Genomic DNA, 14890 nt, shown 5'->3' with positions numbered 1-14890 from the left:
AACGGGGGGCGCAACAAGTGACGCTCCCCTCCCCTCCCCAAATACTGATCACTTTGATTTGGGAGGTAAGGCATCGATGGATAAAAAGCAAATTGCAGATATTTACTCCCTTTCACCCATGCAGGAAGCCATGTTGTTCCATTCCATCCACGACGAGGGAAATGCTTATTTCGAGCAAATGTCGCTAACCATCGAGGGTAGCCTGGATATCGACAAGTTTGCGGAGAGCGTGCAGTGGATTGTGGACAAATATGAAGTGTTCCGGACGATTTTCAGTTATAAGAAACTAGCCAAGCCGCGGCAAGTGGTTTTGCGGCGACGCGAAGCGACATTGGATTACCATGACATCAGCCAGTTACCCACGGAAGAGAAAGAAGCATTTCTCAGTGAATATAAGCGCAAAGATCGTGCAAAAGGGTTTGACTTGTCACGGGATATGCTGGTGCGGTTTGCCATAGTGAAAACGGAGGCTAACCGCTACGAATTTATTTTCAGCCACCACCACATCCTGATGGACGGTTGGTGCTTGGGTATCGTGCTTGATGAGTTGTTTGATATTTATGGGCAACTGCTGGCGGGGAACAAGCCGGTGCTGACAAAAACGACCCCTTACAGCGAGTATATCCGCTGGCTGGACAAACAAGATCATGATGAGGCGAAGGCGTACTGGAAGGCGTATCTGGAAGGATACACGCAGATGAGCGAGATTCCGCGCCAAGGCTATCACACGAGCGGTGACGAGTTCCAGCCGGAAGAAATCGTCTGCACATTAGATCAAACGGTGGTAAAGCGCTTGACCAAATTGGCGCAACAACATCACCTCACCTTGAACAACCTGTTCCAATGCATTTGGGGTGTCCTGTTGCAACGGATGAATCACACGGATGATGTGGTGTTCGGGGCAGTTGTGTCAGGCCGCAACAAAAACATTCGCAATATCGAAAACATTGTTGGCTTGTTCATCAACACGATTCCGGTTCGCGTGCGTACCAAAGAGGGCGCTTCGTTCATCGAGTTGGCGCAAACGGCCAAACAGTCGACGATCGCATCCGAAGAGTACGATTACTTGTCCTTGGCGGATATCCAAGCCAACAGCGCGTTGAACAACCATTTGTTTGATCATCTGTTCGTGTTTGAAAACTATCCCTTTGATGCTGACGCCATGGATGAGAGCACGGCCAAAATGGGTTTCAAAGTGGTCGGTTCCGAGGCGTATGAACAAACCAACTACCAGTTTAACGTGTTGGTCATTCCTTATGATGAGGATCGGATTGAAGTCAGATTTTCATTCAACCGAGCGATGTTTGATCCGGTGTTTGTGCAAAATCTGACCCGCAACTTTCGCCATGTGATTGAGCAAGTATTGGCAAATCCACAGGTGCCGGTAGCCGAGATCAGTGTGATCTCCGAAGAAGAGAAGCAACAAGTGCTGACAGCATTTAACCAAACAGATGCCAACTATCCGACCGCACAAACCATTCATCAACGCTTTGCTGAACAAGTGGCACGGACGCCGGACAACATCGCAGTGGTGTTTGAAGAAGAGCGGCTTACTTACCGCGAGTTGGAAGATCGCGCTAATCAATTGGCCGTCATGCTGCGCGAGCGCGGGGTGAATCGGGATCAAATCGTGGGCTTGATGGTGGAACGTTCCATCGAAATGATCGTCGGCATGCTGGCGATATTGAAAGCAGGCGGCGCATACATGCCAATCGATCCGCTGTATCCGCAAGACCGCATCACCTACATGCTGGCAGACAGCGGCACGAACCTGTTGCTGACGCGGAAAGGGCTGGAAGTGCCGGGCTCTTACACCGGTGAAATCATTTATTTTGACGATATTGTTTGGCAAGAAGGAGCAGAAGCGCCCACCTCGGTGAATGAGCCGCAGGATATGTGCTACATCATCTATACCTCCGGTTCGACAGGCAATCCCAAAGGGGTGATGGTGGAGCACCGCAATGTGATCCGCTTGCTGTTTAACGACCGCAACCTCTTCGATTTCTCCGAGTCCGATGTGTGGACGATGTTCCACTCCTTTAGCTTCGACTTCTCGGTGTGGGAGATGTACGGGGCTCTCTTGTACGGCGGGAAATTGGTCGTGGTGCCGGCGTTGGTAGCCAAAGACTCCAAAGCGTTTTTGGATCTCCTGAAGCGGGAGCGGGTAACCGTTTTGAACCAAACGCCAACCGCGTTCTACCAACTATCCAACGTGGAGATGATGGGGCCGAAATCGGATGAAATGTCGGTGCGGATGGTGATCTTCGGCGGAGAAGCGTTGGCGCCGAGCATGTTGAAACCGTGGCGAGAGCGGTATCCGCAAACGAAATTGATCAACATGTACGGGATCACGGAAACGACTGTGCACGTGACTTACAAAGAGATCACGGAACGGGAGATAGAGTCCAATGTAAGCAACATCGGGGTGCCGATCCCGACGTTGAAAGTGTATGTGTTGGATGAACAGATGAATCCGGTGCCCATCGGGGTTGCAGGAGAGATGTATGTCAGCGGGGCAGGTGTAACGCGGGGGTACTTAAACCGGCCGGAGTTGACAGCGGAGCGTTTCATCGAGGACCCGTTTAACCCTGGGGCGCGGATGTACAAATCGGGGGACTTGGCGCGTTGGCTGTCTGACGGTACGTTGGAATACTTGGGCCGGATCGACCATCAAGTAAAAATCAGAGGACATCGGATCGAGCTGGGAGAGATTGAGACGAAGCTGCTGGAACATCCAGCGATCAACGAGTGCGTGGTGATGGCGCGGACAGATGAATCCGGTGCCGCTTATCTCGCTGCATATGTCGTGGCGAGTCAGGCGTGGACGGCAACTGAGCTGCGTCAACATCTGGGAGTGACCTTGCCGGAGTACATGGTGCCTTCATATTTCGTAGAGTTGGACAAGTTCCCGCTCACGTCAAACGGCAAGGTGAACCGTAAGGCGTTGCCGGTGCCGGAGAAAGTATCCACGGCCAATTATGTTCCTCCCACCAACAGAATTGAAGAAGCGTTGGTTGGCATTTATCAAGAAGTCTTGGGCGTGGAGCGAGTTGGTATCGAAGATCATTTCTTTGAATTGGGCGGTCATTCGATCAAAGCCATGATGCTGACTTCGCGCATCCTGAAAGAGTTGGACGCGGATGTTCCACTGCGGGAAGTGTTCGCCCGAGATACGGTCAAAGAGTTGGCCGCTTATATCAAAAAAGCGAAAAGCAGCTCGTTTGCGGCGATTGAGAAAGCGGAAGAGATGGAATATTACCCTGTGTCTTCGGCGCAAAAGCGCTTGTATGTGGTAGAGCAACTGGAAGAAGGAGGCATTGGGTACAACATTCCGATGACCTTGGAACTCATCGGGAAGCTCAATCGGGAGCAATTGGAACATGCGGTAAGACAATTGGTTGTACGCCATGAATCGTTCCGCACCTCTTTCCACATGCGGGATGGCGAATTGATGCAAAAAATTCATTCGGATGTCACGTTGCAAGTGGAGTGGGTGACGGCGAAAGATGAATCGGAAGTGCAAGCGTTGATCGATGCGCGCATTCGTCCTTTTGATCTGAGCCAGGCTCCATTGTGCCGCATCGCGGTGATTCAGGTTGAGGAAGAGCGCCACATCATGTTGATGGATATGCACCACATCATTTCCGATGGCGTTTCTGCTGAAATGCTCTATCGTGAACTGGTTCGCTTGTACCATGACAAAACATTGCCGGTGCAAAAGATCCAATACAAAGATTATGCAGTGTGGCAACAATCGCTCCTGCAATCGGAAGAGTGGAACAAGCAGGAAGCATTCTGGTTGCAAGAATTCCAGGATTCTGTGCCGACCTTGGAGTTGAAGACGGACTTCCCGCGGCCTGCGGTACAACAACTGACAGGAAAGCTGATCACCTTTGCGGCCGATCCGGACCTGAAAGAAAAATTGCAGTCCTTTGTGGCTGAGGAAAAAAGCACACTGTATATCGTGTTGCTGTCGGTCTACAATGTGTTGCTGGCAAAGTACACAGGCCAAGAAGATATCGTGGTGGGCGCTCCGATCACGGGCCGTTCTCATGCCGATCTGGAATCCGTTGTCGGGATGTTTGTCAACATGTTGGCCCTGCGCAATTTTCCAAAACAAGACCAATCCTTCACCGAGTTTGCAGCGGATGTGAAAAAGCGGGTGCTGACCGCTTTTGAACACGGTGATTATCCATTTGAAGAATTGGTTGAAAAATTGCAAGAGCAACGGGATTTGAGCCGTCATCCGATTTTTGACACGACCTTTACGATCCAAAGCTTTGAACCGGCTCAAGGTCAAGATGATACCCTCCGGTTCGAGGCGTATGAGACGGATTGGAATACCGCTAAATTCGATATGAGCTGGACATTCGACGAAACCGATTGGAGCCTTTCCGTCGAATACGCAACCCATCTGTTTAAGCCGGAAACGATTAAACGCATGGTTGGCCATTATTTCCATTTGCTCAAACAAATCATCGACAATAAGACGGTGAAATTGTCTGAGTTGGAGTTGGTGACCGACGAAGAAAAACAACAATTGCTGGTCGAGTTCAACGCAACCGAAGGAGCAGATCCGACCGTGCAGAATGTTGTTGCGTTGTTTGAAGAACAGGCGCAACGCAATCCTGATCATCCCGCAGTGGTGCATCAAGGCCAGTCAGTAACTTACCGCGAGCTGAATGACCGGGCCAATCAATTGGCGCGTCGTTTGCGTCAACAAGGTGTGGACAAAGAACAGATTGTTGCTCTCATGTTCCAACCCTCGGTTGAGATGCTGGTGGGTATTTGGGGCGTGTTGAAAGCAGGCGCCGCATATTTGCCGATCGACCCCAATTATCCGGCCGAGCGCGTTCGGTATATGCTCGATGACAGCCGCGCGAACTTATTGCTCACGCATGCTTCGGTTCAAATGCAAGTGGACTGGGACGGGGATATGTGGCTGATCGATGATGCCTCTTTCCGTCAAGGAGAGACAACCAACCTGGGCATCCAGGCAGAAGCGGATGATCTGGCTTATGTGATCTACACGTCGGGGTCCACAGGTCAGCCCAAAGGGGTGATGGTGGAGCATCGGGCACTGATGAATTTGTGCCTGTGGCATGTGGAGCGCTTCAATCTGACGGTGGATGACCGCAGTACCAAATACGCGGGCTTTGGTTTTGACGCTTCTGTATGGGAGATTTTCCCGACGATGGTGGCGGGTGCAACACTGTATATGGTGGAAGAAGATGTTCGTTACGACGTAGCTGCCTTAAATGAATTTTTCCAAGAGCAGGGCATCACGATCAGCTTCTTGCCGACTCAATTTGCTGAGCAGTTCATGAAACTGCCCAATCAAACGCTCAAAACCTTGTTGATCGGTGGCGATCGTGCTCAACACATCGTTCCACAGTCGTATGAAGTGGTCAATAACTACGGCCCCACCGAAAACGCTGTTGTTGCCACCAGCGGACGGATTGATGAAAACGCCAAAGTGATCACGATCGGAAAACCGATCACCAACAATCGCGTGTATATCTTGAATGAACACCATCAATTGCAACCGATCGGTGTGCCAGGGGAACTTTGCTTGAGCGGTCAAAGTTTGGCTAGAGGTTATCTGCACCGCCCTGACCTGACTCAGGAACGGTTTGTGGACAATCCGTTTGAGCCGGGGCAAAAAATGTACAAGACAGGGGATTTGGTGCGGTGGTTGCCGGACGGTACCATTGAATTCTTGGGGCGGATCGACGATCAAGTCAAAATTCGCGGTTTCCGCATCGAGACAGGGGAAATCACCAGCCGTCTGATGGCGCATCCCGCAGTGCAAGAAGCGGTAGTTGTAGCTCACACGGATGAGCAGGAGACGGCGCTTTGTGCCTATGTCGTAACCACCGACGGCGAATGGACATACGCAGACATGAGACAGCACCTTGCTCAGACCTTGCCGGATTATATGATTCCTGCGCACTTGGTAACTTTGCCGGCTCTGCCAATGACAGCCAACGGCAAAGTGGATAAGAAAGCCTTGCCCAAGCCGGATCGTACAGCGAGCTCCGACCGGGAGTATGTAGCGCCGCAGACGGATCTGGAACGCGAGTTGGCCATGATGTGGCAAGAGACCTTGAATGTAGACCGTGTGAGTGTTCTTGACCACTTCTTTGAATTGGGCGGTCATTCGCTGAAGGCCATGGCCTTGGTGTCGCAAATTCAAAAGAAATGCGATGTGCACCTGTCTCTGCGCGATATTTTCAGCCATCCGACGGTGAAAGAGTTGGCGACTTTGATCGAGCAGGCGGATACCCGCAAATATACTGAGATCAACCCGGTTGAGAAACGCGATTATTATCCTGTCTCCTCGGCGCAGAAACGAATTTATGTCACGCAACAGTTGGAAGAAGGCGGAATCAGCTACAACATGCCGATGGTGTTGCGTGTGGAAGGGCAGCTTGATCTGGCTCGCTTGACCGAAGCTGGCACTCGGTTGATCGCCCGCCATGAGTCCTTGCGCACATCGTTTGGTTTTGTAAACGGAGAATTGGTGCAATGGATTCATCCTCATGTGGAATTTGCCGTGACTCAGCAGAAAATCGCCGATGAATCCGAACTGGATTCCCTCCTCTCTTCTTTGATCCAGCCGTTCGATTTGGCGCAAGCGCCATTGTTCCGGATGGCATTGGTCGAAGTGGAAGAAGATTTGCAGTATCTGGTTATGGACATGCACCACATTATTTCGGACGGCGTCTCTGTGAACCTGATGCTTAAAGAGCTTTGCAGCTTCTATGATGGGGCTGACTTGCCTCCGCTCCGCATTCACTATAAAGATTTCGCGGTGTGGCAAAATGGGCACAGAGAAACAGAACAATGGCAAGCGAAAAGAGCGTATTGGTTGAAAGAGATGGGCGGGGAACTGCCTGTGCTGGAATTGCCGACAGACAAACCGCGTCCGCCGGTGCAACAGTTCGACGGAGATTACTTCACCATGGCAATCGATGCCGCGTTGATGCAAAAGCTGGATCGTTTCTTGATAGAGAACAATGTGACTTTGCATATGGCGTTGATGGCAACCTATCATGTGCTTCTGTCCAAATACGCAGGGCAAGAAGATATCATCGTCGGTTTCCCGGTGGCCGGCCGAGACCATCCCGACTTGGAGCAAATGGTGGGCATGTTTGTCAACACCTTGGCGATCCGCACTCAGCCGCAACCGGACAAAACGTTTTCCGCCTTCTTGGCTGATGTGAAGGAACGCATGCTCAAAGCGCTGGAAAATGGCGATTATCCGTTTGAAGAGTTGGTCGATCAACTGGACGCACACCGCGACTTGAGCCGCCATCCGCTGTTTGACACGATGTTTGCCGTGCAAAACATGGAGATGTCTGATATGCGGTTGTCTGGCTTCCCGCTGACGCCTTATGAATGGGAATGGAATAAAATCAAATTCGACTTGAGCTGGACAGTGGAGAAAGATGATGCCACACAGTTGACCATCGGCTACAGCACACATTTGTTTGAGCAAGCGACGATCGCTCGCATGGCTGGCCACTTTGTCCGCCTGTTGGAGCAAATCGTGGAGAACCCGGATTGTCGTCTGGCCGATTTGCAACTGGTGACAGCAGAAGAACAGGAACAACTGCTGGTCGCATTTAATGATTCTGAGATGGAGTTCCCGGCAGATCAAACCATTCACTCCCTGTGGGCGGAGCAAGTAGCTCGCACGCCAGACAAGCCGGCGGTCGTATTTGGTCAAGAACAACTCACTTACCGGGAATTGGACATCCGCTCCAATCAGTTGGCAAGATTGTTGCGCGGCAAAGGTGCCGAACGTAACCAGATCATCGCCTTGATGATGCCTCCTTCCTTAGAAATGATCGTCGGCATGCTGGGCGTTCTCAAAGCCGGTGCAGCTTATCTTCCGGTCGATCCCAATTACCCGCAACACCGGATTGAGCATATGCTGTCTGACAGCGAAGCCGCCTTGTTGCTCACATTGGGTGAACCGACTGTCCCTGAAGCTTATGCGGGAGAAACCATCCGGGTTGAAGAGATCCCATGGACCGAACTCGACGGCAATGCGGTGGATAATGGCAACGATTCAAGTGATCTCGCCTATATGATCTATACCTCGGGTTCAACCGGAAAACCGAAAGGGGTCATGATTGAACACCGTTCCGTCTGCAACTTGCAGTTGGTGGCCCATGCGCTTGGCATCACGGAAGATAGCCGCGTCCTGCAATTCGCTTCTTTCAGCTTTGACGCATCTGTATGGGAAATCTTCCCGTCCTTGCTCCATGGTGCAACGGTGGTGATGGAGGAGAAAGAGAAACTCTTCTACGACTTCGCCGGTTGGTTAAGAGCCCAAGAGATCACAACCATGACCTTGCCGCCTACGGTGCTGAAGTCGTTGTCACCAGAAAACTTGCCGGCTTTGCGCACTGTCGTTACCGCGGGAGAAGCTTGTCCACAAGATTTGATCAAAGTCTGGAGTAAAGACTTTACCTTCATCAACGCTTACGGTCCGACCGAAACCACGGTTTGCGCCACATTGGCTAAGCTTTCACCGGATATGAGCAAACCGCCGATCGGTAAGCCGATTGCAAACCAAAAAGTATATATCGTCAATGAGTACAACCAGCTCCAACCGATCGGTGTGCCAGGAGAGTTGTGCGTCAGTGGAGCCGGTCTGGCACGGGGTTACTGGAACCGTCCGGATCTCACCGCAGAGAAATTCGTCGACAATCCGTTTGTGCCTGGTGAGAAGATGTATCGCACCGGCGACTTGGCTAGATGGCTGCCAGATGGCAACATCGAGTATCTCGGACGGATCGACGAACAAGTGAAAGTGCGTGGCTTCCGGATTGAGACCGGGGAAATTGAAGCGAAGTTGCTGGAGCATCCCGCCGTCAACGAAGCGGTCGTGATCACGCGGGAGATAAATGGAGAAACGGTGTTGTGCGGGTATGTTATTGCTCCAAGTACAGTGGGTGATGCAGACTTGCGCGCGCATCTGGCGACAGAGTTGCCTGACTATATGATCCCGTCATATCTCATTCAGTTGGATCAGTTCCCGCTTACACCCAATGGCAAAGTAGACAAAAAAGCTTTACCGGAGCCAGAGGGCGCTCAAACAGGCGACACCTACGAGGCCCCGTCAAACAAAGTAGAGAAACGATTGTCCCGGATATATGAAGAAGTGCTCAACGTGGAGCCTGTCGGCGCAATGGACCATTTCTTCAAGTTGGGCGGTAACTCACTCAAAGCGATGCTGTTGACAGCGCGGATTCATCAAGAGCTGGGTGTGCAAATTTCCTTGCGCGAGGTATTCTCTCGCCCCGTTCTGCGCGATCTGGCGCACGTGATTGGCCAAGCGGAACAAACGGGCTTTGAGGAGATCCGCCCTGTAGAAGAACGCGACTACTATCCGGTTTCTTCGGCACAAAGACGTTTGTATGTCACTCAGCAATTTGAGAATGTGCATGTCGGCTACAATATGCCGCTTATCTCGGAGATCAAAGGAAATCTGTCCATCGCGCAACTGGAGAGCGCATTCGCCCAGTTGGTTCAGCGGCACGAATCTCTCCGCACTTCGTTCCACTTCCATGAAGGGGAATTGGTGCAAAAGATCGCTCCAACCGTACCTTGCCAGATCGAGCGGGTAACTGCCACCAACCTGGAGGAAGCGAAGCGCATGGCCGAGTCGTACATCCGGCCATTTGACCTGAGTCAAGCCCCGCTGGCGCGCATGACATTAATTTCGTTGGCTGAAGATCATCACATCTTGGTGTTTGACATGCATCACATTATTTCTGATGGCATGTCGATGGATATCCTGATGCATGATCTGATGAGCCTGTACCAACAAAAAACGTTGCCAGCGCTCAAGGTTCAGTACAAAGATTACGCCGTATGGCAAGAGCGCTACATGCAAACGGAGCAGTGGAAAAAAGATGAGGCTTATTGGGTGAACCAATTCTCCGGTGCTCTGCCGGTGTTGGAATTGCCCACCGACTATCCGCGTCCAAACGTGATGCGCTTTGATGGAAACCAAGTGGGCTTCCAACTGGATGCTGCGTTAACCAGCCAGGTGAAGCAATTCGCGTCTGAGCGGCAAGTTACGTTGCACATGGTTTTGATGGCCGCTTATCAGTTGCTCTTGTCCAAGTATTCAGGGCAAGACGACCTGATTGTGGGTTCCCCTGTTGCGGGACGGCCACATCCGGATCTGCAATCGACAGTGGGGATGTTTGTTAATACCCTGGCTATCCGCAACCGCCTGCAACCGGAGCAAACGGTTGAGTCTTTGGTCGACGCCGTCAAACAGCAGGTGTTAGAAGCATATGAGCATGCGGAATATCCCTTGGAAGAGCTGTTGGAACGGTTGGATGTGCAGCGCGATCTCAGCCGTCAGCCATTGTTTGATACCCTGCTCACCGTGCAGAACATCGACATGGGCGAGCTGGAGTTGCCCGGCCTTCATATCGAGCCAGTCGACATGGATTGGAAAGCGGCTAAGTTTGATATGAACTGGGTGTTTGTCGAAACAGATCAGTTAGAATTGACGGTAGAATACAGCACCCACCTCTTTAAACAAGAAACAATCGAGCGAATGGTTCGCCATTTTACTCATCTGTTGGCACAAGTGGTAAATCAACCGTCTGCGCGGTTGGCCGACTTGGAGCTGTGCACGGAAGAAGAGAAACGGCAAATCTTGGTTGACTTTAACCAAACGCAAGCGGAATTCCCCCGCGAAGCGACTGTGCATCAACTGTTTGAACAACAAGTGGCCCAAACGCCTGAGCGCATCTGCTTGGAGTGGGAGAACCGCACCATGACGTATGCGGAAGTAAACAGACGGGCAAACCAATGGGCTCGCGTATTGCGCGCCAATGGCTTGCAACCCAACCAACGGGTAGGGGTCATCGCCGATCGCTCCTTCAATCAGATCATCGCCCTGCTGTCCATTCTCAAGGCAGGCGGCGCGTATGTTCCGATTGATCCCACTTATCCCGTGGAGCGCATCCAATATATGTTGTCTGACAGTGATGTGAGACTCTTGTTGATGCAACCGGATTTGAGTGTGCCGCAAGGATATGATGGAGACGTGATTTTCATCAACCAATCCTTGGGGTTGGATGAAGAGGATACCAATTTGTCCAACGTGAACACGGCGGATGATTTGGCTTATATCATCTATACGTCCGGTTCTACCGGTAAGCCGAAAGGAACGTTGACCATTCACCGCAACATTGTCAGAACCATCGTCAACAACGGATATATTGAAGTTGGGGAAGAGGACACCTTGATGCAACTCTCCAACTACGCTTTTGACGGATCAACCTTTGACATTTACAACGCTTTGTTAAACGGAGCAAAGTTGATTCTGGTGCCAAAAGAGTTGCTTATGTCGCTGGAAGATCTGACAAAACTCATCCGGGAGCGGGAGGTTACCATCAGCTTCATGACCACGGCTCTCTTCAACACCTTGGTCGAGTTTGATCTCTCCTGCTTTGACAAGATGAAGAAGATTGTCTTCGGCGGTGAAAAAGCATCGCTGGCCCATGTGAAAAAAGCGGTTGCCTATCTGGGCGACGGTCGGTTAATCAATGGTTACGGCCCCACAGAAACCACGGTTTTTGCCACGACGCACGCCATCACAAAAGAGGTAGCGGCGACGAATCGGGTGCCGATCGGCAAACCGCTGAACAACACCACCGTGTATGTGCTGAACGAGCGGAACCAATTGCAACCGATCGGGGTTCCGGGAGAACTTTGCGTCGCTGGTGACGGTGTGGCTCTAGGGTACTTAAACAATCAGAAACTCACCGAGGAACGGTTTGTACCCAATCCGTTTAAAGAAGGAGACCGGATGTACCGCACCGGGGACTTGGTTCGTTGGTTGCCGGATGGCAGCATTGATTATATCGACCGGATTGACCAGCAAGTGAAGATTCGCGGACACCGCATCGAATTGGGAGAGATTGAGAGCAAGTTGCTTGAACATCCCGGCGTCAAAGAAGCGGTTGTGCTGGCGTTGGAAGAAGAATCTGGACAAAACCCATCCTTCTTGTGCGCATATGTCGTTTGTGAAGAGCAGGAAGAAGCGGCTGCCCTGCGCCGTCACTTGGAGCAGTCGTTGCCCGATTACATGGTTCCAGCGCATTACATCCAACTGGATGAGTTGCCGCTGACATCAAACGGCAAAGTGGATAAACGCGCACTGCCTCGTCCGGAAGCGAACGCCGATGCAGGTGTGGAATATGTGGCTCCGACAACCGCTACAGAGAAGTTGCTGGCTGAAATCTGGCAAGATGTCCTCAAGCGTGAGCGTGTTGGCATCCATGACAATTTCTTCACCTTGGGCGGGGATTCCATCAAGGCCATTCAGATTGCAGCCCGTGCTAGCCAACAGCAATACCGCTTGCAAATCGGTGATTTGCTCAAACATCCGACGATTGCGTCTTTGGCTCCATATGTGTCAGTCAAGGGAGAAAACAAGGAGAATCATGTGGTGGAAGGGCCAGTGCCCGTCACACCGGTGCAACAATGGATCTTCGGTTTGTCCGATGTTCCGGAACATTGGAACATGGCTGTGGTGTTGCATCGTCCGGAATGCTGGGATGCGGATGCCTTGCGCAAAGTATGGAGAAAGCTCGTTCAACACCATGATGCATTGCGCATGAGTTATTCCTTCCAAGATGGACAGTGGACGCAATTCAACCGTGGTTATGATGAGCAAGCGGCAGATGCTCATTTCACTGTGGAAGAGTTCAACCTGATGGACGAATCAGAGGAAGTGGATGTTGCCACAGTGATTGAACGGGAGGCCAATCGCATGCACGAAAGCTTGTCGCTCACTGATGGGCCACTCGTCCGGTGCGGGGTGTTCTACACCCATGACGGGGACTATCTGCTGATCATCATTCACCACTTGGTGGTTGACGCGGTCTCCTGGCGCATCCTGTCGGAAGACTTGTACTCTGCTTATGAGCAGGTGATGCAAGAAAAAGAGATTATGCTACCCGATAAAACCACCTCCTTTAAAACATGGAGTGAATCGTTGCGCGACTATGCCAACAGTGACGCCTTCATGCAAGCCGAATGGCCGTATTGGCAACAGGTGGTGGAACGGGAAGTGGCTCCGCTGCCTGTCGATATGGAAAGTGACGGCAAATATCTGATTCGGGATGTAGGCGTCGCGGAGATTACCTTCTCCAAGGAAGAAACGGAGGCGTTGTTGACAGAGGTACATGATGCTTATCAGACGGAGATCAATGACCTCTTGCTGACCGCGTTGTCACTGACAGTCAAAGAATGGACGGGTGAGCCCGTGGCCGTTCACATGGAAGGGCACGGTCGGGAAGAAATCGCGGAACACGTGGATGTGACTCGCACGGTCGGTTGGTTTACTTCCATCTATCCCGTGGTATTCGATCTGACCGCGATGGATGTCGCTAAAGCCATCCAAGAAGTGAAAGCGACGATTCGGTCCGTACCTAACAGAGGGATCGGCTATAGCTTGTTGCGGTATATGCTTGAACCGAGCAAGAGAGAGGCGCTTTCCTTTGTCCTGAAGCCGGAGATCAACTTCAACTATCAAGGGCAATTTGTGCAGGATGTAGAGGCGGGAGAAACAGAGTTGACGTCCGTTTCTGTCGGACAAGGGGTTAGTCCGCTCAACCAATGGCCGTTTAAGCTGGATTTCAACGGGTTGGTTGAAGAGGGTCAATTGCTGATTTCGGTTCGTTATCCCAAAACGGTGTATCATCACAGCACTGTGAAAGGTCTGGTGCAACGTTATCAGGAGCATTTGCGCAACATCATCGCGCATTGCCTGAAGAAACGTGCGGAACAGACAGGACAACGCGTATAAGGTAGTGCGGCGATTGCCTTGGCAATCGCCGTTTTTTTATGCAAAGGTGTTGGAATTGGGTGTTTTTATCTTCTTTTATTTTTCCAATTTGATTCTGCCTTCCGTATGGATGGTCAATTTGCTTGCCCCACCGCCGCCATTCAGTGCGCCCTCCATGGTGAAAACTCCTTCGTTATCTTTTACTGGGGGGGCGGAAAAGCTGGAAGAGATCCCTTGATCGGAGCGGAGGTTTACATGGACGGCTTCGGTGCCTACATTTACTTTGACGTCACCAAAGCTGGAACGGATTTGGCTGTTACCAATGATGCCATTGGCCACGGAGACGTTGACTGCACCGGAAGAGGAGTTGATGGAGAACGGTGCATCAATTTGTTGCAGGTTGAAGTTGCCATGTGCTGTTTTTCCGGTCAGTTGATTACCTTTGAATCCATTAAGTTTAAAGTCGCCTTCATTGGTGTTTAAGTCTAACTCAGCTGCTTCCAAGTTCTCCGCGGTAAAGTTGGCGTTTTGCGAATGCAGTTTGATGGATTGATAAGATTTTTTCGGTACATAGATGTGAAGGGTGGGGGTGGTGGTGTTAAGGCCAAATACGGAAGGGCCGGCCCCCATTTTTACTTTCAGGGTATCACCACTCACGTTCGCGTCTAATTTGGTGTCATTATCTACATTAGTCAGCAAAACCTTGATCTCATTGCTATCAGACTGATGAAGTTGTACGCCAATCTCTTTGGAATAAATGTCAAGCACGGAAACATTGTCGGCAAGAAAACTTTTTTGAACTTGACCCTTTTTCGAAGTATCAATGGCACCAGCGTCTAACTTGATGTTGCTGTTGGAATTGGAGTTGTTGGTGTCGAAGTCCGGATCATCTAAATCCAAAGAACATCCTGACATGACAGTCAATGAAAGTACCAAGCCTGCGATCAAAGAAGTTTTTCTCATGTTTACATCCTCCTAATGATTTTGTCTGTTTGGTTTGTTTGAATTGTGGATCATGTATATCATCATCTTCCAACGAGGTGAAAATTGGAAGGGATT

The 14890-nt window shown here is 51.0% G+C and carries 2 protein-coding genes; one reads left to right on the top strand and one right to left on the bottom strand.

Annotated elements, in window-relative coordinates; translation table 11 throughout:
* Window positions 1–76: 76 nt before the first annotated feature.
* Entirely contained in the window at window positions 77–13852 is a 13776-nt protein-coding gene (locus tag EDC32_RS10800) for a non-ribosomal peptide synthetase (protein WP_158283341.1), read from the top strand.
* A gap of 75 nt (window positions 13853–13927) precedes the next feature.
* On the opposite strand, the gene EDC32_RS10795 is transcribed toward EDC32_RS10800, so the two are convergent.
* Complete coding sequence (locus EDC32_RS10795) at window positions 13928–14731, bottom strand: DUF4097 family beta strand repeat-containing protein (RefSeq protein ID WP_158283340.1); 804 nt, start codon at window positions 14729–14731, stop codon at window positions 13928–13930.
* Between the last annotated feature and the right edge of the window lie 159 nt (window positions 14732–14890).

This window comes from Laceyella sacchari (assembly GCF_004343255.1).
Classification (GTDB): Bacteria; Bacillota; Bacilli; order Thermoactinomycetales; family Thermoactinomycetaceae; genus Laceyella; species Laceyella sacchari.
Note: the sequence above shows the minus strand (reverse complement) of the source record. Positions and strands in the feature narration are given on the sequence as shown.